Annotated in this window: 25 protein-coding genes, 5 tRNA genes and 1 pseudogene; 5 read left to right on the top strand and 26 right to left on the bottom strand. The window is 71.6% G+C overall.

Annotated elements, in window-relative coordinates; all coding sequences use genetic code 11:
- Window positions 1-35: 35 nt before the first annotated feature.
- From rnc to ABZ716_RS00645, 8 genes are all read right to left on the bottom strand, one after another.
- Window positions 36-857: a ribonuclease III gene (gene rnc, locus ABZ716_RS00610; protein WP_351884139.1), complete on the bottom strand. Its 822-nt coding sequence runs from the start codon at window positions 855-857 to the stop codon at window positions 36-38.
- A gap of 19 nt (window positions 858-876) precedes the next feature.
- Window positions 877-1050 (bottom strand): 50S ribosomal protein L32, encoded by a 174-nt coding sequence (gene rpmF, locus ABZ716_RS00615; RefSeq protein WP_003965982.1) that lies wholly within the window; start codon window positions 1048-1050, stop codon window positions 877-879.
- 2 nt (window positions 1051-1052) lie between these two features.
- Window positions 1053-1721, bottom strand: coding sequence for a DUF177 domain-containing protein (locus ABZ716_RS00620; protein WP_358812250.1), 669 nt, complete (start codon window positions 1719-1721; stop codon window positions 1053-1055).
- Between the two features lie 111 nt (window positions 1722-1832).
- Window positions 1833-2900: a cell division initiation protein gene (locus tag ABZ716_RS00625; RefSeq protein WP_358955490.1), complete on the bottom strand. Its 1068-nt coding sequence runs from the start codon at window positions 2898-2900 to the stop codon at window positions 1833-1835.
- Window positions 2901-3000: 100 nt separating this feature from the next.
- The gene (coaD, locus tag ABZ716_RS00630; protein WP_358812333.1) at window positions 3001-3480 is read right to left on the bottom strand and encodes a pantetheine-phosphate adenylyltransferase; all 480 of its coding nucleotides are present in this window, start codon (window positions 3478-3480) and stop codon (window positions 3001-3003) included.
- A gap of 14 nt (window positions 3481-3494) precedes the next feature.
- Entirely contained in the window at window positions 3495-4073 is a 579-nt protein-coding gene (rsmD, locus tag ABZ716_RS00635; RefSeq protein WP_358812248.1) for a 16S rRNA (guanine(966)-N(2))-methyltransferase RsmD, read from the bottom strand.
- A gap of 73 nt (window positions 4074-4146) precedes the next feature.
- Window positions 4147-6354 carry an ATP-dependent DNA helicase RecG gene (gene recG / locus ABZ716_RS00640; protein ID WP_358955492.1) on the bottom strand — a complete coding sequence of 736 codons (2208 nt, stop codon included), beginning with the start codon at window positions 6352-6354 and terminating at the stop codon, window positions 4147-4149.
- Between the two features lie 26 nt (window positions 6355-6380).
- Window positions 6381-8030, bottom strand: coding sequence for a DAK2 domain-containing protein (locus tag ABZ716_RS00645; RefSeq protein WP_358955494.1), 1650 nt, complete (start codon window positions 8028-8030; stop codon window positions 6381-6383).
- A gap of 241 nt (window positions 8031-8271) precedes the next feature.
- On the opposite strand from ABZ716_RS00645, the gene rpmB reads away from it, so the two are divergent.
- Window positions 8272-8457 (top strand): 50S ribosomal protein L28, encoded by a 186-nt coding sequence (gene rpmB / locus ABZ716_RS00650; RefSeq protein ID WP_007266795.1) that lies wholly within the window; start codon window positions 8272-8274, stop codon window positions 8455-8457.
- A 91-nt stretch (window positions 8458-8548) separates the two neighbouring features.
- Here the strand turns inward: rpmB and thiD are convergent, their stop codons facing one another.
- Entirely contained in the window at window positions 8549-9358 is an 810-nt protein-coding gene (thiD, locus tag ABZ716_RS00655; RefSeq protein WP_358812245.1) for a bifunctional hydroxymethylpyrimidine kinase/phosphomethylpyrimidine kinase, read from the bottom strand.
- Complete coding sequence (locus ABZ716_RS00660; protein WP_121016446.1) at window positions 9355-10335, bottom strand: thiamine-phosphate kinase; 981 nt, start codon at window positions 10333-10335, stop codon at window positions 9355-9357. The genes thiD and ABZ716_RS00660 overlap by 4 nt, the downstream gene beginning before the upstream one ends.
- Window positions 10336-10580: 245 nt before the next feature.
- On the opposite strand from ABZ716_RS00660, the gene ABZ716_RS00665 reads away from it, so the two are divergent.
- The gene (locus ABZ716_RS00665) at window positions 10581-10814 is read left to right on the top strand and encodes an Lrp/AsnC ligand binding domain-containing protein (protein ID WP_351884154.1); all 234 of its coding nucleotides are present in this window, start codon (window positions 10581-10583) and stop codon (window positions 10812-10814) included.
- A 23-nt stretch (window positions 10815-10837) separates the two neighbouring features.
- A complete protein-coding gene (locus tag ABZ716_RS00670; RefSeq protein ID WP_358955496.1) occupies window positions 10838-11329 on the top strand; it encodes a DUF3515 domain-containing protein in 492 nt (163 codons plus the stop codon).
- Between the two features lie 90 nt (window positions 11330-11419).
- On the opposite strand, the gene ABZ716_RS00675 is transcribed toward ABZ716_RS00670, so the two are convergent.
- From ABZ716_RS00675 to ABZ716_RS00685, 3 genes are read right to left on the bottom strand one after another with little or no spacing between them, the layout of a single operon-like run.
- On the bottom strand, window positions 11420-12577 hold the full coding sequence (locus ABZ716_RS00675) for a D-alanine--D-alanine ligase family protein (protein WP_358812243.1): 1158 nt from the start codon (window positions 12575-12577) through the stop codon (window positions 11420-11422).
- Between the two features lie 39 nt (window positions 12578-12616).
- Complete coding sequence (locus tag ABZ716_RS00680) at window positions 12617-13627, bottom strand: NAD(P)H-dependent glycerol-3-phosphate dehydrogenase (protein WP_358812242.1); 1011 nt, start codon at window positions 13625-13627, stop codon at window positions 12617-12619.
- Window positions 13624-14376: a lysophospholipid acyltransferase family protein gene (locus ABZ716_RS00685; protein WP_351884162.1), complete on the bottom strand. Its 753-nt coding sequence runs from the start codon at window positions 14374-14376 to the stop codon at window positions 13624-13626. Before ABZ716_RS00685 ends, ABZ716_RS00680 begins: the two co-directional genes overlap by 4 nt.
- Window positions 14377-14590: 214 nt before the next feature.
- On the opposite strand from ABZ716_RS00685, the pseudogene cofC reads away from it, so the two are divergent.
- Window positions 14591-15241, top strand: a pseudogene (gene cofC, locus ABZ716_RS00690) (2-phospho-L-lactate guanylyltransferase); the annotation flags it as partial.
- Between the two features lie 311 nt (window positions 15242-15552).
- Here cofC and ABZ716_RS00695 read toward each other — a convergent pair.
- The 4 genes from ABZ716_RS00695 to leuC form a co-directional block, all read right to left on the bottom strand.
- Window positions 15553-16248, bottom strand: a complete 696-nt coding sequence (locus ABZ716_RS00695) for an HU family DNA-binding protein (protein ID WP_358955499.1) — start codon at window positions 16246-16248, stop codon at window positions 15553-15555.
- A 144-nt stretch (window positions 16249-16392) separates the two neighbouring features.
- Window positions 16393-16620 (bottom strand): hypothetical protein, encoded by a 228-nt coding sequence (locus tag ABZ716_RS00700; RefSeq protein WP_358812240.1) that lies wholly within the window; start codon window positions 16618-16620, stop codon window positions 16393-16395.
- Between the two features lie 137 nt (window positions 16621-16757).
- A complete protein-coding gene (gene leuD, locus ABZ716_RS00705; RefSeq protein WP_358812239.1) occupies window positions 16758-17351 on the bottom strand; it encodes a 3-isopropylmalate dehydratase small subunit in 594 nt (197 codons plus the stop codon).
- A gap of 3 nt (window positions 17352-17354) precedes the next feature.
- Window positions 17355-18779 (bottom strand): 3-isopropylmalate dehydratase large subunit, encoded by a 1425-nt coding sequence (leuC, locus tag ABZ716_RS00710; RefSeq protein ID WP_358955501.1) that lies wholly within the window; start codon window positions 18777-18779, stop codon window positions 17355-17357.
- Between the two features lie 120 nt (window positions 18780-18899).
- Between leuC and ndgR the strand changes: the two genes are divergently transcribed.
- Window positions 18900-19616, top strand: a complete 717-nt coding sequence (ndgR, locus tag ABZ716_RS00715; protein WP_351884172.1) for an IclR family transcriptional regulator NdgR — start codon at window positions 18900-18902, stop codon at window positions 19614-19616.
- A gap of 158 nt (window positions 19617-19774) precedes the next feature.
- Here the strand turns inward: ndgR and ABZ716_RS00720 are convergent.
- The 9 genes from ABZ716_RS00720 to ABZ716_RS00760 all read right to left on the bottom strand — a co-directional run bounded on the left by ABZ716_RS00720 (window position 19775) and on the right by ABZ716_RS00760 (window position 23727).
- Window positions 19775-19847: transfer RNA gene (locus ABZ716_RS00720), tRNA-Glu, on the bottom strand.
- Window positions 19848-19868: 21 nt separating this feature from the next.
- Window positions 19869-19940: transfer RNA gene (locus tag ABZ716_RS00725), tRNA-Gln, on the bottom strand.
- Window positions 19941-19961: 21 nt separating this feature from the next.
- Window positions 19962-20037: transfer RNA gene (locus ABZ716_RS00730), tRNA-Glu, on the bottom strand.
- A 61-nt stretch (window positions 20038-20098) separates the two neighbouring features.
- Window positions 20099-20171, bottom strand: a tRNA-Glu gene (locus tag ABZ716_RS00735).
- Window positions 20172-20199: 28 nt separating this feature from the next.
- A tRNA-Gln gene (locus ABZ716_RS00740) sits at window positions 20200-20271 on the bottom strand.
- 87 nt (window positions 20272-20358) lie between these two features.
- The gene (locus ABZ716_RS00745; RefSeq protein WP_358812237.1) at window positions 20359-21087 is read right to left on the bottom strand and encodes an HAD family hydrolase; all 729 of its coding nucleotides are present in this window, start codon (window positions 21085-21087) and stop codon (window positions 20359-20361) included.
- Between the two features lie 89 nt (window positions 21088-21176).
- Window positions 21177-22652 (bottom strand): glutamate--tRNA ligase, encoded by a 1476-nt coding sequence (gene gltX / locus ABZ716_RS00750; RefSeq protein ID WP_358812236.1) that lies wholly within the window; start codon window positions 22650-22652, stop codon window positions 21177-21179.
- Window positions 22645-23451 carry a fumarylacetoacetate hydrolase family protein gene (locus ABZ716_RS00755; protein ID WP_358955503.1) on the bottom strand — a complete coding sequence of 269 codons (807 nt, stop codon included), beginning with the start codon at window positions 23449-23451 and terminating at the stop codon, window positions 22645-22647. The genes gltX and ABZ716_RS00755 overlap by 8 nt, the downstream gene beginning before the upstream one ends.
- A gap of 90 nt (window positions 23452-23541) precedes the next feature.
- Entirely contained in the window at window positions 23542-23727 is a 186-nt protein-coding gene (locus tag ABZ716_RS00760) for a hypothetical protein (RefSeq protein WP_351884180.1), read from the bottom strand.
- Window position 23728 lies beyond the last annotated feature (1 nt).

Below are 23728 nucleotides of genomic sequence, written 5' to 3' on the forward strand. Positions count from 1 at the left end.
AGGGGCGGGCGGGACGTACCCGAAGGAAGCGCCGGTCAGGCCGTGGCGGCCGGACCGGCGGAAGCCGGCTCACCGCCGGACTCGGCCGGCGCCGCGGCGGACGCCGCTTCCGCGGCCTTCCGCTCGTCCGCGGCGGCGCGGATCCCGCGCCACGCGGACTCGGCCGCCTGCTGTTCCGCTTCCTTCTTGCTGCGGCCGGTGCCGGTGCCGTACGAGACACCACCGACGCGGGCGGCAGCGGTGAAGGTCTTCTCGTGGTCCGGACCCGTCTCGGTGACCAGGTACTCGGGTACTCCGAGACCTTCGGCCGCCGTGAGCTCCTGGAGGCTGGTCTTCCAGTCCAGGCCGGCGCCGAGGTTGGAGGACTTCTCGATGAGCGGGTCGAAGAGCCGGTGGACCAGCTCCGAGGCCGCGTCGAGGCCCTTGTCGAGGTAGACCGCGCCGATCACCGCTTCCAGGGTGTCGGCGAGGATGGATGCCTTGTCCCGGCCGCCCGTGCCCTCTTCGCCCCGGCCGAGCCGGATGAAGGAACCGAGGTCGAGGCCGCGGCCGACCTCCGCCAGTGCGCGCGAGTTGACCACCGCGGCCCGCAGTTTGGCCAGCTGGCCTTCGGGCAGGTCGGGGTGGGTGGTGTACAGCGTGTCGGTGACCACCAGGCCCAGCACGGAGTCCCCGAGGAACTCCAGCCGTTCGTTGGTGGGCAGACCGCCGTTCTCGTACGCGTACGAACGGTGGGTCAGCGCACGCACCAGAAGGGCGGACTCGAGTTGGTACCCGAGCCGCCCTTCCAGAAGCGTGTGGGACGAGGCCGCGTTGTTACTGTCTGCCTGCTTCTCAGCGTGGGACAGCTCAGACATTGCGCCTCTCACCAGCCGCTCAGACCTCGAGGACCTGGCGCTTGTTGTAGGTGCCGCAGCTCGGGCACGCGATGTGCTGGAGCTTCGGCTCCTGGCAACGCTCGCACGAAACCAGGGTGGGGACCGCAGCCTTCCACTGCGACCGGCGGTGGCGCGTGTTGCTGCGCGACATCTTCCGCTTCGGAACAGCCACGGCTACTTCTCCTGCTTCTCGGCGGCGCTCTGAACTCCGTCAGATGCAGTGCCGCTCATGTTGTCCTTCTCGTCGTCCTGATCGGTCACGACGAGTTCCTGCAATGCCGCCCAACGGATGTCGACGGCGTCGTGGTGGTGGTCCGGGTCGTCGTTCAGGCTGACCCCGCATTCGGGGCACAGTCCGAGACAGTCCTCCCGGCACACCGGCTGCATCGGCAGTGCGAGCACCACCGCGTCACGCAGCACGGGTTCGAGGTCGAACAAGCCGTCCTCGAGAAAGAGCATGTCCTCGTCGTCCTCGGCGTCGTCGGCCGGCTCCGCCTTGCTGCGGCCCCGGTCGTCGGCGTCAGGGTACGAGAACATCTCCTGGAAGTCCGTCTTGAGCTCGCGCTCGACGGTCTCCAGACACCTTACGCACTCCCCCACGGCCTGCGCACGGACGGTGCCTGTGACAAGCACCCCTTCCATGACCGACTCCAGGCGGAGCTGGATCTTCACCGGGGCGCCTTCCGGTACCCCGATGACGTCGACGAGACCGAAGTCCGCCGGCGCCTCGATCTCACGGGACAGCCGCTGCATGGCACCAGGACGCCGACCCAGCTCGTGCGTGTCGAACACGAGGGGGTTGCGGTGGTCGAGGCGGGTGTTCAGGGCCGTTCCTGCTTTCACAGATCGCTGAAGATCAACACATTCCGCTGCTCACGGGCAGCATGGATCGCGGTGCATACGCGCGACCGAAGAGCCAGGATACCCGCCGCTTCGCTCAGAGCCCAATCCGGGCTAGCGCCCCTGCTCGTACTGGCGCAGCTGCTCCAGGTTGATCATGCTCGTGTCGAAGAAGCTGGTCTCGTCGAGTGCGGGCTGCTGCGGGTGCTGGGCGGGCTGGGGCTGCTGCGTGTGCTGGGACTGCTGGGACTGCCCCGGCTGCTGGTAGGCCGCGTACGGGTCGGTCTGCTGGGCGTAGCCGCCGCCGTAGGGGTCCAGCTGCTGCTGCGGGTAGCCCGCGTAGGGGTCCTGGTAGGCGTAGCCGTCCTGCTGCTGCGGGTAGGGGGCGGCGTAGGCCGCGGCGGCGTAGCCGTCGTAGACCGGGGCGGCCTGGGCGGGGATCGACGGCGGCTCCGGCTCGGCCAGTCCGGCCAGGAACTCCGCGTCGCTCGACGGCCGGGTGGAGCGGTCGCCGGCGGCGTCCTGGGCGGCCATGTGCGCCCCGAGGTCATCGGTGGGCACCCGGCCCAAGAGCTTCTGGCGGCCCCGGCCGACGGCCTCCAGGGTCTTGGCGAGCACCGCCTCGACGGTGGCCAGCTTGGTGTCCACGTAGGCGTCCGCCTGCTCGCGCCGGGCCTGCGGGTCGGGGCTGGGCTCCGGGGCGCCGCTGTCGTCGAAGCCCCGGTCGTCCAGGCCCGGGCCGCGGCCCAGCAGCTTCTCGCGGCCGCGGTCCACGGCGCCGATGGTCTTGCTGAGGACCACCTCGAAGTTGGCGAGCTTGCTGTCCACGTAGTCGTCGGCCTCGGCCCGGATCTCGGCGGCCTCCCGGCGGGCGTCGGCCAGGATCCGGTCCGCCTCCTCCTGGGAGCGGCGCGCGATCTCGGTGTCGGAGATCAGGGAGCCGCGCTGGGCGTGCGCGGACTCGATGATGCGGTCCGCCTCCCGGCGGGCCTCCTCGACCATCTGGTCGCGGCCGCCGATCAGGTCCCGGGCCTGCGCGAGCGAGCCCGGGAGGGCCTGGCGTACCTCTTCGAGCCGGGCGAGGAGCTCCGCGCGGTTGACCACGCAGGAGGCCGACATGGGCATCGACCGGGCGCCGCTGACGGCCGCGACGATCTCGTCCAGCTTCTTCTGTACGTCCATGGGGGCTCGCGCTCTCTTCGCCTCGGACTGACGGGACGACTGTAGAGCCACCGGGGGGACGCGCGGGACGGGTCGGGGCAACCTCAGCCCCGGCGCCGGCTCACTTGGCGCGCAGCCGTTCGATCAGCGCCGCGTGGACGTGCTCGGGCAGGAGGTGGGCGACGTCGCCGCCCCAGGCGGCGACCTCCTTGACCAGCGAGGAGGACAGGAAGCTGTACGTCGGGATGGTGGGGACGAACAGGGTCTCGACGCCGGACAGGCCCATGTTCATCTGGGCCATCTGGAGCTCGTAGTCGAAGTCGCTGACCGCGCGCAGGCCCTTGACGATGGCCGGGATGTCCCGCTCCTTGCAGAAGTCGACGAGCAGGCCGTGGAAGGACTCGACCTCGACGTTGCCGTAGCCGGCGGTCGCCTCGCGGATCATCTCGATCCGTTCCTCGACGGTGAACAGGCCCTGCTTCGACCGGTTGATCATCACGGCGACGTGCACGACGTCGTACAGCCTGGAGGCGCGTCCGATGACGTCCAGGTGTCCGTTGTGGATGGGATCGAAGGACCCCGGACAGACCGCGCGGCGCAACTGAACTCCCTCGTTCATGAGTCTTCGCTGGTGGAAGCGGCGCGACCGTACCAAAGGGTGCCCTCGCCGTACTTGCGCGAGCGCAGCGGCTCGAACCCCTCGGGCCACGGGAACGGTCCGCTCCTGGTGCTGCGCTCCACGGTGACGAGGGCGTCGTCGGTGAGCCAGCCATTGGCGCGGAGTGTGAGGAGGATCTCGCCGAGCTCCTCGTGTCCGACGGCGTACGGGGGGTCCAGGAAGACGATGTCGTACGGGTCCCCGGGCGCGGGGGACGCCACGATCTGCTCGGCCTTGCCAGCCCGGAACTCGGCGCCGGGCAGGCCCAGGGTCTTGATGTTCTCCCGGATGGCCTGGGCGGCCTTGGTGTCGGCCTCGACCAGCAGGGTGTGGGCGGCGCCCCGGGAGAGGGCCTCCAGGCCGACGGCGCCGGAGCCGCCGTAGAGGTCGAGGACCCGGGAGTCCGGCACGCCGTGGAGGGACTCCCAGGTGGAGAAGAGCCCTTCGCGCATCCGGTCGGAGGTCGGGCGGGTGCCGGTGCCGGGCGGCACGGTCAGCCGCCGGCCGCCGGCGGTGCCGGCGATCACGCGGGTCATCTGGGGTCCTTCTCTGCGGCGGTGGGGGAAGGCCGGGCCTTCCGTTCTGGCCTCCCACCATAGGTCGTGGCGCTCAGCCCTTCTCCAGGTACTGCTCGCGCTCGGTGTCCAGCAGGGCGTCGAGGGCGGTGCGCAGCCCGGGCAGCTGCTCCAGTGCGGGGTCGGCGGCGACGACCCGGGCGGCCTCCTCGCGGGCCTCGGCGATGACCTCCTCGTCCTCGATGACGGCGAGCATCCGCAGCGAGGAGCGGACGCCGGACTGGGCCTGGCCCAGGACGTCGCCCTCGCGGCGCTGTTCGAGGTCGATCCGGGAGAGTTCGAAGCCGTCGAGGGTGGCGGCGACGGCGGCGAGGCGGGCGCGGGCGGGGCTGGCCTCGTGCATCTCGCTGACCAGCAGGCACAGTCCGGGGGCGGAGCCGCGGCCGACGCGGCCGCGCAGCTGGTGGAGCTGGGAGACGCCGAAGCGGTCGGCGTCCATGATCACCATGACGGTGGAGTTGGGGACGTTCACCCCGACCTCGATGACGGTGGTGGCGACCAGCACCTTGACCTCGCCGGCGGCGAACCGGCGCATGACGTCGTCCTTGTCGGCGGGGTCCATCCGGCCGTGCAGGACCTCGACGGAGAGTCCGGCGAGGGGTCCGCGGCGCAGCTGCTCGGCGATGTCCAGGACGGCCAGGGGCGGCCGCTTCTCGGCCTCGTCCTCCGGGGAGCCCTTCTTCTTCGCGTCCTTCTTCGGGTCGTCCTCGCCGTCTCCGATCCGGGGGCAGACCACGTACGCCTGGTGGCCGCCCTCGACCTCTTCGCGGACCCGCTCCCAGGCGCGCGCGAGGAAGTGCGGTTTGTCCTTGGCGGGCACCACGTGGGTGGCGATCGGGGAACGGCCGGCGGGCAGCTGGTCGAGGACGGAGGTCTCCAGGTCGCCGAAGACGGTCATGGCGACGGTGCGCGGGATGGGGGTGGCGGTCATGACCAGCAGGTGCGGCGGCTGCTTTCCCTTGGAGCGCAGGGCGTCGCGCTGTTCGACGCCGAAGCGGTGCTGTTCGTCGACGACGACCAGGCCGAGGTCGTGGAACTGGACCTTGTCCTCGATCAGGGCGTGGGTGCCGATGACGATCCCGGCCTCGCCGGTGACCAGGTCGAGCAGGGCCTGGCGGCGGGCGGCGGTGCCCATGGAGCCGGTGAGCAGGACCACCTTGGTGCCCTGGTCGGAGCCGCCGAGCATGCCGCCTTCGGCGAGCTCGCCCATCATCTCGGTGATGGAGCGGTGGTGCTGCTGGGCGAGGACCTCGGTGGGGGCGAGCATCGCGGCCTGGCCGCCGGAGTCGACGACGGCGAGCATGGCCCGCAGGGCGACCATGGTCTTGCCGGAGCCGACCTCGCCCTGGAGGAGTCGGTGCATGGGGTGGCTGGTGGCCAGGTCGTCGAAGATCTCCTGGGAGACCTTGTCCTGGCCTTCGGTGAGGGTGAAGGGCAGCTTGGCGTCGAAGGCGTCGAGGAGACCGCCGGGGGTGGCGCGGCGGGGGACGGCCGGGAGCTGGGAGTCGGCGTGCCGGCGGCGGGCGAGGGCGACCTGGAGGACGAATGCCTCGTCCCACTTCAGGCGTCGCCGGGCGTCCTCGATGTCGGCCTTGGTGGCCGGGCGGTGGATCTTGAGGAGGGCCTCGGTGAGCGGGACCAGTCCGCGGCCGTCGCGCAGGGCGGGCGGGAGGGGGTCGAGGACCTCCTGGGCCCGGGGCAGGACGGCGTCCACGCATTTGGCGATCTTCCAGGACTCCAGCTTGGCGCAGGCCGGGTAGATCGGGATGAGCTGATTGGCGAAGGCGGTGGCGGCGTCCCGGTCGGAGGCGTCGGCGCCGAGGGGCTCGTACGCGGGGTGGGCGAGCTGGAGCTTGTGGTTGAAGCGGGAGACCTTGCCGGCGAACATCGCGCGGCTGCCCGGCAGGAGTTCCTTGTGCGGCTTGTGGACGCCCGCGCCGAAGAAGACCAGCTGGAGGCGGCCGCTGCCGTCGGTGATGGTGACCTCCAGCCGTTTGCCGCGGCCCCCGTTGAAGGCCAGGACGCGGGCGTCGGCGACCTGGGCGACGACGGTGACGTGCTCGTCGATCTGGTCGGCGAGGTCGGCGAGCGAGGTCAGCTCGCCGCGCTCGGCGTAGCGGCGCGGATAGTGGTGGAGCAGGTCCAGGGCCGTGTGCAGGCCGAGCTGCTCGGCGAGCACCTTCGCGGTGGCGGGGCCGAGGGTCTTCTTGAGGTCTTCGTCGAGCGCGGGCACGTGTTCCATTGCACACCATGGCGCTGACAGGGCCGCTATTCGACTCCGATGAGCAGCGGCGCCGAGTGGCGTCCGCCGTGGTACGTGACGGTGTCCACGGCCAGGTGGGACTGCTGGACGTACGCCTCCAGGCGCGCGGCGAGGGCCTCGGGGACCTCGGGGCCCAGGACGAGGGTGACCAGTTCGCCGCCGGAGCCGAGCATCCGCTTCAGCACCGCCTCGGCCGTCTCGGGCAGGCCCGCGCCGATGACGGCGACGTCGCCGTCGATGAGCCCGAGGACGTCGCCGGCCTGGCAGATGCCGGCGGAGGTGAACGACTGCCGTTCGGCGACGGCGAGTTCCCCGTAGCGGGTGGCTCCGGCGGCGGCGGTCATGGTGACGACGTCCTCGTCGAAGCCGGCCTGCGGGTCGTGGACGGCGAGCGCGGCCAGGCCCTGGACGCCGGACCGGGTCGGGATGACCGCCACCCGTACGCCGTCGGCGCGGGCCTGCTCGGCGGCGGCGACGGCGGCCGCGCGCAGTTCGGCGCCGCCCGCCAGCAGGATCACCTCGCGGGCGTGGGCCCGGCGGACGGCGTCGACCAGCTCGGCGACGGCGGGCGGCTCGCCGGGGCGGGCCGGCACGGTGGTGGCGCCCGCCTCCCCGCACAGGGCCGCCAGCCCCTCCCCCTGGATCACGGCCACCACGGCCCGCTGGACGCGCGGGGCGCTCGCGCGGCGGCGTTCGTCACCGAAATGGGTGATGCGGATGCGGTACGGCCGGCCGGCCTCCACTCCTGCCTCGACGGCCGCGCCGGGGTCGTCCACGTGCACGTGGACGTTCCACAGCCCCTCGCCGCCGACCACCACCAGGGAGTCGCCGAGCCCGTCGAGGGTGGCGCGCAGCTGGGCCACGGCCTCCTCGGACGCCTCCAGCAGGTAGATCACCTCGTAGCCGGGCCCGCCCTCCTGCTGGGCGCAGGGTTCCGGCTCCCGCTCCAGGGGCACGGCCGGCCCCCGTACCGGGTCCGGCCGGGGCTCCTCGCCGGACAGGGCCTGCCAGAGCGCGCCGAGGACGGCGACCAGCCCGCAGCCCCCCGCGTCCACGACCCCGGCCCGGCCGAGGGCGGCCAGCTGCTGCGGGGTCTCGGCCAGGGCGGCGCGGGCCCCGTCGTAGGCGGCGCGGGCCACCTCGGCAGCGGTGCCTGCGGCGGACTGCGCGGCGCGGGCGGCGGCTCCGGCGACGGTGAGCATCGTCCCTTCGACGGGGTGGGCCACGGCCTGGTACGCCTCCTCGGCGGCCCGGGCCAGGGCCTGCGCCAGCAGCGGCCCGGGGGCCCGGCCGGCCGGGTCGGCGCCGAGGACGTCGGCCACTCCGCGCAGCAGCTGGGCGAGGATCGTCCCGGAGTTGCCCCGGGCGCCTATGAGCGCGCCGTGCGCGTAGGCCCGTACGGCTTCGGGCAGGGAGGCCGCGGGGGCTGTGCCGTCGGTCACGCCGGGGGCGGCCGCGGCGAGCGCCTCGGTGAGGGCGCGGTCGGCGGATTCGGCCGTGAGGTAGAGGTTGGTGCCGGTGTCGGCGTCGGCGACGGGGTAGACGTTGATGGCGTCGATGTCCGTGCGGGCCCGGCCCAGGGCTGCCACGGCCAGGGAGCTCCAGGTGCGCACCGCTTCGGCGTCGAGGGCGTGCGGCTCGGGCTCGTGCGCCACCGGGCGTTCCTCCTTGTGCGGGCCAGGGTTCACCGCAGGGTAACCAAGGACGGCCGGCGGTCCGGGACGCCGGGGCGGAGCCCGGCCCCGCCATGGTAGTTTTCTCGGACCCAAGCAGTCGTTGTATGCTGCTCAGGTTGCCCGTCGAGAGTCGGGTCATTCGTCCGGCAAGCCACTTCAGATCTCTGATTCCGGTGCGCCGGATTCCACCGTAATTGCATCTGAAGTCTTGGAGTGACCTGTGGCTGCCAACTGCGACGTTTGCGCCAAGGGGCCGAGCTTCGGCAACAACATCTCCCACTCGCACCGCCGCACCTCGCGTCGCTGGAACCCGAACATCCAGCGCGTCCGTGCCGTGGTCAATGGGACGCCGAAGCGCCTCAACGCCTGCACCTCGTGCATCAAGGCCGGCAAGGTCTCGCGCTGACGCCTCCCGTCGTCGTAGCGCAGCCCCTTCCGGTTGCCAAGAAGGCCGGTCCACCTCTGGTGGGCCGGCCTTTTGCCTTGTCCGGACGGGTTCAGCGCCACTGCCAGGCGTGGTCCACCGGTCCGATGCCGCCGCCCAGCGCGTAGCCGGCGGCGATGGCCCCGGTGACGTACTCCTTGGCCGCCGTGACGGCCTCCGGGACGGGCAGGCCCTTGGCCAGGCCCGCCGCGACCGCGCTGGCCAGGGTGCAGCCGGTGCCGTGGGTGTGCCGGTTGTCGTGGCGGGGCGCCCGAAGCCACAGCTCCTGGGAGCCGTCGGACAGCAGGTCCACCGCCTCGCCCCCGTGGGCGGCGAGGTGGCCGCCCTTGATCAGCGCCCAGCGCGGTCCGTAGCCCAGGACCGCGTCGGCGGCCCGTCGCATACCGTCCTCGTCCTCGACGGCCACCCCGGTCAGCTGTGCCACCTCGTCCAGGTTCGGTGTCGCCACCGTGGCCCGGGGCAGCAACCGCGTACGGACGGCGTCCAGCGCGGAGGCGGCGAGGAGCGCGTCCCCGTGCTTGGAGACTCCTACGGGGTCCACCACCACCGGGGCGCCGGTGGAGGCCAGCAGGTCCGCGACGGTCTCCACGAGGACGGCGGAGGAGAGCATCCCCGTCTTGACGGCCTGCACCCCGATGTCGTCCACGACGGCCCGGTACTGGGCGGTGACGGCCTCGGGCGGCAGTTCCCAGGCCCCCTTCACCCCCAGGGAGTTCTGCGCGGTCACGGCGGTGACCACGCTCATCCCGTGCACCCCGAGGGCCAGCATGGTCTTGAGGTCGGCCTGGACGCCCGCGCCGCCGCCGGAGTCGGATCCGGCGACGGTCAGGCACAGCGGCGGGGGTCCGCCGGCCCGGCTCACGGGGTCTCGCCCTCGGCGGGGTCGGCCCCGAAGTGGTCCCAGCCGCCGGTGCTGGTCCAGGGGGCGCCGTCCACGGTCACCTGGGGCAGGGCGGAGCGGTGCTGCACCTCCCCGATGACCTTCCAGCGGGCCGGGAGCTTCACGTCGGGCGGGAAGGTGGCCACGATGGCGTGGTCCTCTCCCCCGGTGAGCACCCACTGGAGCGGGTCCACGCCGACGGCCTGGCCGATGTCGTGCATCTGGGTCGGGATGTCCACGGCCCCCGAGCGCAGGTCGATCCGTACGTGGCTGGCCTCGGCGATGTGCCCGAGGTCGGCGATCAGTCCGTCGCTGACGTCGGTCATGGCGGTGGCGCCGAGCCCGGCGGCCGCCGGGCCCGCGTGGTAGGGCGGCTCGGGGCGCCGGTGGGCCTCGACGAAGGCCCTCGGGGAGCGGAAGCCGCGCGAGAGGACCGCGTAGCCGGCCGCGGACCAGCCGAGCCAGCCGGTGACGGCCACGACGTCGCCGGGCTGGGCTCCGGAGCGCAGGACGGGCTCGTGGTTGCGCAGGTCGCCCAGGGCGGTGATGGAGACGGTGATGGTGTCGCCGCGGACCACGTCCCCGCCGACGACGGCCGCGCCCGCGACCTGGCACTCGTCGCGGATGCCGTCCATCAGCTCGGTGGGCCAGGTGACCGGCAGTTCCGCCGGCACCACCAGGCCCAGGAGCAGGGCGGTCGGCACCGCGCCCATGGCGGCGATGTCGGCCAGGTTCTGCGCGGCGGCCTTGCGGCCGACGTCGTAGGCGGTGGACCAGTCGCGCCGGAAGTGCCGGCCCTCCAGCAGGATGTCCGTGCTCGCCACGACCCGCCGGTCGGGGGCCGACACGACCGCGGCGTCGTCGCCCGGTCCGAGCCGGACCGCCGGGGTGGTGGTGAGCCGTGAGGTGAGCTCCCTGATGAGCCCGAATTCCCCCAGCTCGCCCACAGTGCCCTTCATCGCTGTGCCCCTTCTTGGCCAGTCCGCTTGCGGTCGCGAGCCGTCACAGCTCTGGGTACCGTCAACAGATACGTCAACTTCTGGTCTGCGTACGCCCCGCTGTACGTGGCGCCTGGTCTGCGGGTCTCCCCGTGGCCCCCGGCGACGCGGTACCGTGGCGTCCCTTCTTCCCCCGGCCCTTCCGATTTCGTCGGGCCCACCCGAAGGTTAGGGGAAATGATCCTCGTGGCCGCCCTGGAGGTTCCGTGGTACAGGCGTACATCCTCATCCAGACCGAGGTGGGCAAGGCGTCGGTCGTCGCCGAGTCCATCGCGAACATCGCGGGGGTGATCCAGGCCGAGGACGTGACGGGGCCGTACGACGTCATCGTGCGCGCCCAGGCCGACACCGTCGACGATCTCGGCCGCATGGTGGTCGCCAAGGTGCAGCAGGTGGAGGGGATCACCCGCACCCTGACCTGCCCCGTGGTCCATCTGTAGCCCCCGTCTACTCTTGGCCGGTGATGTCTTCGCACCGTCGGCCCCTGCGTGTCCTGGCCCTGCCCGCCCTGGTGGCGGGCCTGGCCCTGGCGGGTTGCGCCACCGGGCCCTCCTCGGCCCGGGTGACCCCGCCGCCCCCGCCGCCCGCCGACGTCGCCGGGCTCTGTGCCGCGCTGCACAAGGAGCTCCCGGAGACGGTGTCCGGGCTGCACCGGACCGCCACCGAACCGGAGACGGACCTGACCGCCGCGTGGGGCGGCTCGGCGATCGTACTGCGGTGCGGCATCCCCAGGCCCGCGAAGATGGCCGATCCGAAGACGGACGGAGTGGAGGTGAACGGCGTCGGCTGGCTGGTGGAACGGCCGGCCGACGGCGGTCTGCGGTTCACCACCGGTTCGCGGCTCGCCTACACGGAGGTCTGGATCGACAAGGAGCATGCCACGGACGCGGGCATGCTCGTGGGCCTGTCCGCCGCCGTGGCCAAGACCGTGCCGGTCGGGATCTCCTCCTACTGATCCGCCCCCGCCCCCGCGCACACCGCCGCCCGCCAGGAATCGTCCCGGCGGGCGGTCGGCTGTACGGGGCCCCGAGCGCCCCCGGAGGGGCTAGCGCAGGCCGGTGGAGCGGCGCAGGGCGGCCTGGATCAGGCGGTCCACCAGCTCCGGGTAGGAGATGCCCGACTCCTGCCACATGCGCGGGTACATCGAGATCGGGGTGAACCCGGGCAGGGTGTTGATCTCGTTGATGACGAAGGTGCCGTCCTCGGTGAGGAAGAAGTCGGCGCGGACCAGGCCCTCGCAGGACGCGGCCTCGAACGCCTCGATCGCGAGCCGCTGCACCTCGGCGGTCTGCTCCGGGGTGAGCGGGGCGGGCACCAGCCCGGCGGCGGAGTCGATGTACTTCGCCTCGAAGTCGTAGAAGTCGTGGCTGGAGACCGGCGGGATCTCCGCGGGCACGCTGGCGCGCGGCCCGTCCTCGAACTCCAGGACGCCGCACTCGATCTCGCGGCCGCGCAGCAGCGCCTCCACGATGACCTTCGGGTCGTGCCGGCGGGCCTCGCGCAGGGCCTCGTCCAGCCCGGAGGCGTCATCGACCTTGGTGATGCCGATGGAGGAGCCGGCGCGGGCGGGCTTGACGAACAGCGGCCAGCCGTGTTCGGCGGCGAAGTCCAGCACCTTGGCGCGGGCGGCGTCCTGGTCGGCGTCCCACTCGCGGGGGCGGATGGTCACGTACGGGCCGACCTGCAGCCCGTAGGAGGTGAACACCCGCTTCATGTAGTCCTTGTCCTGGCCGACGGCCGAGGCGAGGACGCCGCAGCCGACGTAGGGGATCCCGGAGAGCTCCAGGAGGCCCTGGAGGGTGCCGTCCTCGCCGTAGGGGCCGTGCAGCACGGGGAAGACGACGTCGACCTCGCCCAGCGCCTTGGGGACGGAACCCGGCTCGGTGTAGACGACCTCGCGGCTGGCGGGGTCGACGGGCAGCACGACGGTGCCGTCCGGGGACTCAGCGAGCGACTCCACGTCGGGGAGCCGGCGGTCGGCGATGGCCATGCGCTCGGGTGCGTCGGCGGTCAGCGCCCACCGGCCGTCCGTGGTGATGCCGATGGGCAGCACCTCGTACTTGGAACGGTCGATGGAGCGCAGCACGGCGCCCGCGGTGACGACCGAGATGGCGTGTTCCGAGCTGCGGCCGCCGAACACGACGGCCACGCGGGGCTTGCGGCCCTGCTGCTCAGGGGTCTGGGGGAGGTTCTCGCTGCTCATATCGCCACGAGGGTACCCGCTCGGACGTCCGGAAAGGTGTCAGTGGCGTTCCGGTTTGGCGCTGCGGCTCATGAGTTCCTTCAGCGCGACCAGGGTGGGCTTGCCGTGGTGGACGATGTCCACGACCGTCTCGGTGATCGGCATGTCCACCCCGTACCGGCGGGCCAGATCGGCCACGGACTGGCAGGACTTGACCCCCTCGGCGGTCTGCCGGGTGACCGCGATGGTCTCCTCCAGGGTCATCCCGCGGCCCAGGTTGGTGCCGAAGGTGTGGTTGCGGGAGAGCGGTGAGGAGCAGGTGGCGACGAGGTCGCCGAGGCCCGCGAGGCCGGAGAAGGTGAGCGGGTCGGCGCCCATCGCCAGCCCCAGGCGGGTGGCTTCGGCCAGGCCCCGCGTGATGAGGGAGCCCTTGGTGTTGTCGCCCAGCCCCATGCCGTCGGCGATGCCGACGGCGAGCCCGATGACGTTCTTCACGGCGCCGCCGAGCTCGCAGCCGATGACGTCGGTGCTGGTGTACGGGCGGAAGTACGGGGTGTGGCAGGCGGCCTGGAGGCGCCGGGCCACGGCCTCGTCCGCACAGGCGACGACGGAGGCGGCGGGCTGGCGGGCGACGATCTCGCGGGCCAGGTTGGGGCCGGTGACGACGGCGACGCGCTCGGCGGGGACCTTGGCCACCTCCTCGATGACCTCGCTCATCCGCTTGGCGGTGCCCAGTTCGATGCCCTTCATCAGGGAGACGAGGACGGTGTCGGGGGCCAGCAGCGGGGCCCACTCGGCGAGGTTGCCGCGCAGGGTCTGGGAGGGGATGGACAGGACCGTGAAGTCGGCCCCGCGGGCGGCCTCGGCCGGGTCGGTGGTGGCGCGCAGGTTCGCCGGGAGCTCGGCGCCGGGGAAGTAGTCCGGGTTGGTGCGGGAGGTGTTGATGGCCTCGGCCACCTCGGGGCGGCGGGCCCACAGGGTGACCTCGCAGCCTGCGTCGGCGAGCACCATGCCGAAGGCGGTGCCCCAGGAGCCCGCCGAGAACACGGCCGCCTTGACGGGACGCGTCACTTGGAACCCTCCCCCGCGGCCTTGCGCCGCTGCTGTGCCCTGGCCCTGCGGTGGTCGTAGGGCTCCTCCGGGGCCTTCTCGCCCCGCAGCTCCTCCAGGAGCCGGGTGATGTCGGCCATGATCGCCTCGGTGGCCCCCTTGAGGACCTCCGGCGTGGGCTCCTTGCCGTAGAAGGCGGAGAGGTCCACGGGCGGCCCGGCGAGCACCTGGAGGGTCTTGCGCGGGAACAGGCGGACCTTCTTCTCCTTGGCGTACGGCGGCATCACGAGGTTGGCGCCCCACTGGGCCACCGGAATGACGGGGGCCCGGGTGATCAGCGCCACCCGCGCGACGCCCGTCTTGCCCGCCATCGGCCACATCTGCGGGTCCCGGGTGAGGGTGCCCTCGGGGTAGAAGGCGACGCATTCACCGCGCTCGACGGCGGCCACGGCGGCCCGGAACGCGTCCAGGGCGTTGGTGGTCTCGCGGTAGACGGGGATCTGCCCCGAGCCGCGCAGGATCGCGCCGACGAAAGGCACCTTGAACAGCCCGGCCTTGGCGAGTAGGCGGGGCACCCGGCCGGTGTTGTACTGGAAGTGCGCGTAGGACAGCGGGTCCAGATACGAGTTGTGATTGACGGCGGTGATAAACCCGCCGTCGGCCGGAATGTGCTCCATTCCCCGCCAGTCCCGCTTGAAGAGCACTACCAGCGGCGGTTTTGCGATGACCGCCGCCAGGCGGTACCAGAAGCCGATTCTGCGGCGGGACACTCGAAGCACCTTCCTCTAGGACCGGGGCGTGCGGGGCCTCCAGCGGTGGCTGGGGTGGGCTCGGCACCTCGTGGGCCGGACAAGTCTCGCCCCGGGTCCGGTCTCTGTCGAGAACACCGTACGCCCCGCCCGGACCGGCGGACCCCCTGCGGCCGGTCTGAGGCGACAATGGGCCGACTGATGACCGGGCCTCGCCCGCCCGTGGCCGGGGCGGGTGCGGCCGCTGCCCGGAGCGAAGGAGTCCGCCACGAACGCCGTCTGGAGCCTGGTGGTCCCGCTCAAGCCCCTGGCGTTGGCGAAGAGCCGGCTGGCGGCCGCCGTCGGCGCGGCCCGTCCGGGGCTGGCGCTGGCCTTCGCGCAGGACACGGTGGCAGGGGCCCTGGCCTGCGCTTCGGTGGCGGATGTGGTGGTCGTCACGGACGACGCCGTGGCCGGGGCGGAGCTGGCCCGGCTGGGCGCGCGGATCCTGCCCGACGCCCCGGGGGCGGGGCTCAACGCCGCGCTGGATCACGGGGCGCGGGCCGTGCGCGCCCGGCGGCCGCGGGCGCCGCTGGCGGCGATGAACGCGGATCTTCCGGCACTGCGCCCGCCCGAATTGCTACGTGTGCTCGATATCGCGTCCGCATTTCCCCGGGCATTTCTGGCCGATGCGGCGGGAATCGGGACGACTCTTCTTTCCGCCGGCCCGGACGCGGAATTGGCACCCGCGTTCGGCGGCCCGTCCCGGGCCCGGCATTCCGCGTCGGGGGCGGTGGAAATATCCCTCGCGGACGTGGAGAGCGTACGGCGGGACGTGGACACGGGGCCGGACCTGCGCAGGGCCCTTGCCCTCGGCGTGGGCCGGCACACGGCCCGATACAGTGCGCGTATGCAGGCGACCGCGTACACGTACGACTCCCAGACCCGCAGCGGCAGCGTGCTGCTGGACGACGGCACCCCGGTGCCCTTCGGGGCCGACGCCTTCGACGCGGGGGGCCTGCTGATGCTGCGGCCCGGGCAGCGGGTGCGCGTGGAGACCGAGGGCGAGGGCGCCGGCCTGCGGATCACCCTGGTCACCCTTCAGACCTTCTAGGCCCTGGGCCCCCGGCCCTACCCCACCCCCTCCCACCTGCGAAGAACGCACCGCGGGCCGGCTTCCCCTCGGGGAAGCCGGCCCGGCGTGTGTGACTCGTGCCCTTACTTCTTGCGGGCGGTGGTCTTCTTCGCGGTGGTCTTGCGCGCCGTGGTCTTCTTGGCGGGCGCGGTGGTCTTCGCGGTGGTCTTCTTGGCCGCGGGAGCCGTGTTCTTGGCCGTCGTGGTCTTCTTGGCGGTGGTCTTCTTCGCGGCGGGGGCGGCGGAGGAGCCGGACGCCGTCTTCTTCGCGGCGGTGGTCTTCTTGGCGGCGGCCGTCGACTTGCTGACGGCCTTCTTGGTGGTGGCCGCGGTGGTCGTCTTGCGCGCGGAGGCCGACTTCGCCGCCGTCTTCTTCGCGGCGCCGGTGGTCTTCTTGGCGGTGGTCTTCTTGGCTGTGGTGGCCTTGGCGATGGTGGCCGGGGCGCCCGAAAGGCTGCCCTTCGGCGCCTTCTTGACGGCGACCTCTCCACCCTTGGGGAGCTTCTTGGTGCCGCTGACCAGGTCCTTGAAGCCCTGACCCGCGCGGAAGCGGGGGACGGAGGTCTTCTTGACCCGGACGCGCTCACCCGTCTGCGGGTTGCGGGCGTAGCGGGCCGGACGGTCGACCTTCTCGAACGAGCCGAAGCCCGTGACCGAGACCCGGTCTCCCGCGACGACCGCGCGGACCATCGCGTCCAGTACCGCGTCGACCGCGTCGGCGGCCTGCTGACGGCCGCCGAGCTTGTCGGCAATCGCTTCTACGAGCTGCGCCTTGTTCACGTCTTCCCCTTCGGAGACCTCGCCAGAACGAATGTGTTCAAGCTTATTTCGCACGTTAGGCGGATATATACCGCAAATCAAACACGAAACGGGCTAATCACCCTAGTGCCGCAACGATGTGAGCCGTTACGGAGTTCCTTCGCATCAGTCGCCTTCAGGGAATCGACCCTCGTCGAGGTCCTTCATCAACCTGTCCAGGCGCCTTGCCGCGTCGGCGAGATCGTGCTTCGACGCGGCAGTGACGACCAACAGCTTCCGGGACAGCGCCATCCTTACGCCCTCCGGGACTTGCAGTGCGCGCACCCTTGCGTGTGCTTCTTTCAACCGGTCCGCGACGAGTTCGTAGAGCTTGAGTTGACTGTCGCGGTCCATGCACAGATTGTGCCATCTGGGGCGAGTTGTCGCCTCACGGGGCCTCAACATACGGCTGTGCCCCCCGCCGGAAGGCGGGGGGCACAGTGTTGCCCATCTGATCACCCGAAGGCGAATAAGCGCTGATCAGGTAGGAATCAGAGGCGAATCGTCCGCGGCTTGAAGGCCGGGCGGGTGCTTTCGTACGCGTCGATGTCGGCTTCGTTCTGAAGGGTGAGCGAGATGTCGTCCAGTCCTTCCAGCAGACGCCAGCGCGCGTTGTCGTCGAGTTCGAACTCGGCCTCGATTCCTTCGGCTCGGACCTTGCGGTCGACCAGGTCGACGGTGATCTCGGCGGCCGGGTCGGCCTCGGTGAGTTCCCACAGGCGGTCGACGGTCTCCTGCGGCAGGACGACGGTCAGCAGACCGTTCTTCAGCGAGTTGCCGCGGAAGATGTCGGCGAAGCGCGAGGAGATGACGGTCTTGAACCCGAAGTTCTGCAGGGCCCAGACGGCGTGCTCGCGCGAGGAGCCGGTACCGAAGTCGGGGCCGGCCACCAGCACGGTCGCACCGGCGCGCTCGGGGCGGTTGGTGACGAACTCCGGGTCCTTGCGCCACGCCTCGAAGAGCCCGTCCTCGAACCCGTCGCGGGTGATCTTCTTCAGCCAGTGGGCGGGGATGATCTGGTCCGTGTCGACGTTGCTGCGGCGCAGCGGGACGGCGCGGCCGGTGTGGGTGGTGAAGGCTTCCATGGTTCAGACTCCGGCGGTGGCGTTGACGTCGGACAGGTCGGCGGGAGAGGCCAGATGGCCCAGCACCGCGGTGGCGGCGGCCACCTGCGGGGAGACCAGGTGGGTCCGGCCGCCCTTGCCCTGACGGCCCTCGAAGTTGCGGTTGGAGGTGGACGCGGAACGCTCACCGGGGGCCAGTTGGTCGGGGTTCATGCCCAGGCACATGGAGCAGCCCGCGTGCCGCCATTCGGCGCCGGCGTCCTTGAAGACCTTGTCCAGCCCCTCCTCGACGGCCTGGAGCGCGACCCGGACGGAACCCGGCACGACCAGCATCCGTACGCCGTCGGCGACTTTGCGGCCGCCGATGATGCCGGCGACGGCGCGCAGGTCCTCGATGCGGCCGTTGGTGCAGGAACCTACGAAGACGGTATCGACCTTGACCTCGCGCAGCGGCTGTCCCGCGGTCAACCCCATGTACTCCAGGGCCTTTTCCGCGGCCAGGCGCTCCGAAGCGTCCTCGTACGAAGCCGGGTCGGGGACGCTGGCGGACAGCGGGGCGCCCTGGCCGGGGTTGGTGCCCCAGGTGACGAACGGGGAGAGCGCGGCGCCGTCGATGACCACCTCGGCGTCGAAGACGGCGTCGTCGTCGGTGCGCAGGGTCTTCCAGTAGGCGACCGCGGCGTCCCAGTCCTCGCCCGTCGGGGCGTGGTCACGGCCCTGGAGGTAGTCGAAGGTGGTCTGGTCGGGGGCGATCATGCCCGCGCGGGCGCCGGCCTCGATCGACATGTTGCAGATGGTCATCCGGGCTTCCATCGACAGCTTCTCGATGGCCTCGCCGCGGTATTCCAGGATGTAGCCCTGGCCGCCGCCGGTGCCGATCCGGGCGATGATCGCCAGGATCAGGTCCTTGGCGGTGACGCCCTCGGGCAGCTCGCCGGTGACGGTGATCGCCATCGTCTTCGGGCGGGCCAGCGGCAGCGTCTGGGTGGCCAGCACGTGCTCGACCTGGCTGGTGCCGATGCCGAAGGCCAGCGCGCCGAAGGCGCCGTGCGTGGAGGTGTGGGAGTCACCGCAGACCACGGTGGTGCCCGGCTGGGTCAGGCCCAGCTGCGGACCCACGACGTGCACGACGCCCTGCTCGACGTCGCCCAGCGAGTGCAGGCGGACACCGAACTCGGCGCAGTTCTTGCGCAGCGTCTCCAGCTGGGCCCGGGAGACCGGGTCGGCGATCGGCTTGTCGATGTCGAGCGTGGGGGTGTTGTGGTCCTCGGTGGCGATGGTGAGGTCCAGGCGGCGGACCTTGCGGCCGGCCTGGCGCAGCCCCTCGAACGCCTGCGGGCTGGTCACCTCGTGCAGCAGGTGGAGATCAATGAAGAGGAGATCGGGCTCGCCCTCGGCGCGCCGGACGACATGGTCGTCCCAGACCTTCTCCGCGAGTGTCCTACCCATCGCTCTTCCCTCCGGCTCACCGTTCCGGACCCAGTGGTTCGTGGACCCGTACATACAGACTCGCTGGTTCTTGGAAAAATTGAACTTGCGTTTCACAGTGTGAGACGTGAATATCGTTTCATGGACAACTCTAGCGGCGTCGGCGTTCTCGACAAGGCAGCTCTGGTACTGAGCGCACTGGAGTCCGGTCCGGCCACCCTCGCCGGGCTGGTCGCGGCGACAGGGCTCGCACGACCCACGGCACATCGCCTCGCCGTGGCACTGGAACACCACCGGATGGTGGCGAGGGACATGCAGGGCCGGTTCATCCTCGGCCCGCGGCTGGCGGAGCTCGCCGCCGCGGCCGGCGAGGACCGCCTGCTGGCCACGGCCGGACCGGTGCTCACCCACCTCCGTGACGTGACGGGCGAGAGCGCGCAGCTCTACCGGCGTCAGGGCGACATGCGTATCTGCGTGGCGGCCGCCGAGCGGCTGTCGGGCCTGCGGGACACCGTCCCGGTGGGCTCCACGCTCCCGATGAAGGCCGGGTCGGCGGCGCAGATCCTGATGGCCTGGGAGGAGCCCGAGCGGCTCCACCGGGGTCTGCAGGGGGCGCGCTTCACGGCGACGGCCCTGTCCGGCGTACGGCGCCGCGGCTGGTCGCAGTCGATCGGCGAGCGGGAGCCCGGCGTGGCGTCGGTCTCGGCGCCCGTGCGCGGCCCCTCGAACCGCGTGGTGGCCGCCGTGTCGGTCTCCGGCCCGATCGAGCGCCTGACCCGGCACCCGGGGCGGATGCACGCCCAGGCGGTGATCGACGCGGCCGCCCGCCTCTCGGAGGCCCTGCGCCGCTCCGGCTGACCCCGCCCCGCTCCACCCACTCCCCCGGGCCCGGGGGCGCGTACGACGCCGCACACGTCCGAACTCGCGCCCCCGGGCCCGTATTTGTGCCCGGGAGGCAACGGGCCGGGAACGGCGAAGAGGCCCTCCGCGATGATCGCGGAGGGCCTCTCCTGATGTACCCCCGACCGGATTCGAACCGGCGCTACCGCCTTGAGAGGGCGGCGTGCTAGGCCGCTACACAACGGGGGCTAGCTTTACTGCGGTACTGCGCTGGGCTACCAGGACTCGAACCTAGAATAAGGGAACCAGAAACCCTCGTGTTGCCAATTACACTATAGCCCAATGGTCTAGACCAGCCAGACCTGGTACCCCCGACCGGATTCGAACCGGCGCTACCGCCTTGAGAGGGCGGCGTGCTAGGCCGCTACACAACGGGGGCCCTAGCGATCCTGCATCAAGACCTCCGGGAGCGACCCTGGAGATCCCGCGGGAAGGATCTGTACCCCCGACCGGATTCGAACCGGCGCTACCGCCTTGAGAGGGCGGCGTGCTAGGCCGCTACACAACGGGGGCATTAGCACTGCGTTACTGCTGCACTGCGCTGGGCTACCAGGACTCGAACCTAGAATAAGGGAACCAGAAACCCTCGTGTTGCCAATTACACTATAGCCCACCGAACTTCAAGACCCTGGGGCCCTTCCGTTTGGTCTGCGCCTCGGTTTCCGGCCTCTCGGCCCGCCCCGGCGGCGCAGAAAGAACATTACCGGATGCCTGACCGTGCTCCAAAACGGGTATCACCGGCCAGCAGCGCCGGGAGGTGTTCGAGTCCCTCGATCCGGTGTACGCCCCCGGGGCCCGGCCCCCGGCCCCCGTCCCGGTCGAGCCAGACGGCGGTCAGCCCCGCGTCGCGCGCGCCCCGCGCGTCGATCTCCGGCTGGTCACCTACGTACGCCACCTCGCGCGGAGGCAGCCCGAGCTGCGCGCACGCGGCGAGGAAGGCGGCGGTCTCGGGCTTGCTGACCCCCAGCTCGGCGGCGCACACCAGTACCTCGAAGCGGTCGCGCAGGCCGAGGTGGCGCAGCTTGGGGTCCTGGCTGGCGACGGAGGAGTTGGACAGCACGCCGTGGCGGTAGCGGCCGGCCAGGGCGTCGAGGACGGGCAGGACGTCCGGGAAGAGGGCCCAGGCGGCCCGGTAGTGGGCGACGTACCGCTCGAACCAGGCGTCGGCCTCGTCGGCGCTCAGGGCGGGCCGCCCGAGGAAGTCGCGCACCCGGTCCTGGCGCTGCCCCTGGAAGGTGACCTCGCCGGCGGAGAAGCGGTCCCAGTGCCGCTGCGTGTACCGCCGCCACAGGGCCAGGGCCTCGGCCGGGCTCCCGTAGCGCTCGCCGAGCCCCTCCTCGCACAGGTGGCGCGCCAGTCCGGCGGTGTCGGCCCCCGTGTAGTCGAAGAGGGTGTCGTCGATGTCCCACAGCACGGCGCGGATCGGCATACCGGCGAGCCTACGTGCCGGCGGCCGCGCCGGGAACGCCGGAGGGGCGGCAGCCGGATCGGCTGCCGCCCCTCCGGCGAGGGCGCGGGTCAGGCGGCGAGCTTCGCCAGGGCCGCGTCGATGCGTGCGATCGAGCGCTCCTTGCCCAGGATCTCCAGGGACTCGAAGAGCGGCAGGCCGACGGTGCGCCCGGTGACGGCCACGCGGACCGGCGCCTGGGCCTTGCCGAGCTTGAGGCCGTGAGCCTCGCCGGCGGTCAGGACGGCCTGCTTGAGGGACTCCGGGTCCGACCAGTCGGCGGTGAGGAGGTTCTCGCGGGCGGTGGTCAGCAGGGCCGCGGGCTCGCCCTTCATGGCCTTGTCCCAGGACGCCTGGTCCTCGACGGGCTCCTTCCGGAAGAGGAAGTCCACGTTCGCGGTGATGTCCGAGAGGACGGTCACCCGGGTCTGGGCGTACGGGGCGATCCGCTCCCAGGCGTCGGCGTCGAAGTCCTCGGGCGCCCAGTTGGCGTGCGGGGCCTCCAGCCAGGGGGCGCAGGCGTCCGCGAACGCCTTCGGGGTCAGCCGGCGGATGTGGTCGGCGTTGATCGCCTCGGCCTTCTTGAGGTCGAAGCGGGCCGGGTTGGCGTTGACGCCGTCGATGTCGAACTTCGCCACCATCTCCTCGATCGAGAAGATGTCCTGGTCCTTGGAGAAGGACCAGCCGAGGAGCGAGAGGTAGTTCAGCAGGCCCTCGGGGAGGAAGCCGCGCTCGCGGTAGAGGTTGAGCGAGGACTCGGGGTCGCGCTTGGAGAGCTTCTTGTTGCCCTCGCCCATCACGTACGGCAGGTGGCCGAACTGGGGGGTGCCCTTGGCGACGCCCAGCTCGATCAGCGCCTTGTAGAGCGCGATCTGGCGGGGGGTGGAGGAGAGCAGGTCCTCGCCGCGCAGGACGTGGGTGATCTCCATCAGCGCGTCGTCGACCGGGTTGACCAGCGTGTACAGCGGGGCGCCGTTCGCGCGGACGATGCCGAAGTCCGGCACGTTCTCCGGGGTGAAGGAGAGCTCGCCGCGGACCAGGTCCGTGAAGGTGATGGTCTCGTCGGGCATCCGGAAGCGGACGATGGAGGTCCGGCCCTCGGCCTCGTACGCGGCGACCTGCTCGGCGGTCAGCTCGCGGCAGTGGCCGTCGTAGCCGGAGGGCCGGCCGGCGGCGCGGGCGGCGTCGCGGCGGGTGTCGAGCTCCTCGGTGGTGCAGTAGCACGGGTAGGCGTAGCCGCCGTCCTGGAGCTTCCGCGCGACGTCCTTGTAGATGTCCATGCGCTCGGACTGCCGGTAGGGGGCGTGCGGGCCGCCGACCTCGGGGCCCTCGTCCCAGGTGAAGCCGAGCCAGCGCAGCGAGTCGAGGAGCTGGAGGTAGGACTCCTCGGAGTCGCGGGCCGCGTCCGTGTCCTCGATGCGGAAGACGAACGTACCGCCGTGGTGGCGGGCGAACGCCCAGTTGAAGAGGGCGGTGCGGACCAGGCCCACGTGGGGGTTGCCGGTCGGGGAGGGACAGAAACGTACGCGGACGTTCGCGTTAGCCACGCTTGATCACCCTGTTGGTGAGAGTGCCGATGCCTTCGATGGTGACGGCGACCTCGTCGCCGACGTTGAGGGGGCCGACTCCGGCCGGGGTCCCCGTGAGGATGACGTCGCCCGGGAGCAGCGTCATGGCCTCGCTGATGTGCACGACCAGGTCCTCGATGGAGCGGACCATGTCGCTGGTGCGGCCGAGCTGGCGCTGTTCGCCGTTGACGGTGCACTGGATCGCCAGGTCGGACGGGTCGAGGTCGGTCTCGATCCAGGGGCCGAGGGGGCAGGCGCTGTCGAAGCCCTTGGCGCGGGCCCACTGCTTCTCGCGCTGCTGGACGTCGCGGGCGGTGACGTCGTTGGCGCAGGTGTAGCCGAGGATGACGTCCTTGACGCGCTCCTTGGGGACCTCGCGGCACATGCGGCCGATGACCACGGCGAGCTCCGCCTCGTGGTGGAGGTCCTGGGAGAAGGAGGGGTAGACGATCGGGTCGCCGGAGCCGACCACCGAGGTGGAGGGCTTGAAGAAGGTGAGGGGGGCCGCGGGGCGGCCCTGATCGTCGACGATGGCGTTGCCGAGCTCCGCCGCGTGCTCCGCGTAGTTGCGGCCGACGGCCACGACCTTGTTCGGGAGCACGGGCGGCAGCAGCCGGACCTTGCTCAGCGGGACCTTCGTGCCGGAGAGCTCGAAGTCCGCGAACGGGATGCCCTTGATGATGTCGAGGACGAGCTCGCCTTCGGCGCCGGGGGCACTGTTGCCCTCGACCGCGCCGAACGCGACGTTGCCGTCGATCGAGAACCTGGCGATGCGCACCTGCTGCGTCTGCCCCTCTTTGTGTTTCCGCTGGCTGGAGTCTGCGGACTCCAGGCTAACGCGACGGGGGCGGACGCTTCGCGCTCCTTATTACTGCGCGGCGGCGACCGGGGCGTCCATGAGGACGGTGCGGCGCGGGTTCGCGGTCTGGGTGGGCAGCTCGACGCGGTGCTCCGGGGTGGCCGGCGCCGCCTGCAGCTCCTCGGCGTCCTTGAGGTGCGCGAGGGTGGTGCGGCGGGGGTTGGCTATGTTGCGGATCATCGACGTCGTCTTCATC

The sequence above is a fragment of the Streptomyces sp. NPDC006687 genome (genome assembly GCF_040636215.1).
GTDB lineage: Bacteria > Actinomycetota > Actinomycetes > Streptomycetales > Streptomycetaceae > Streptomyces.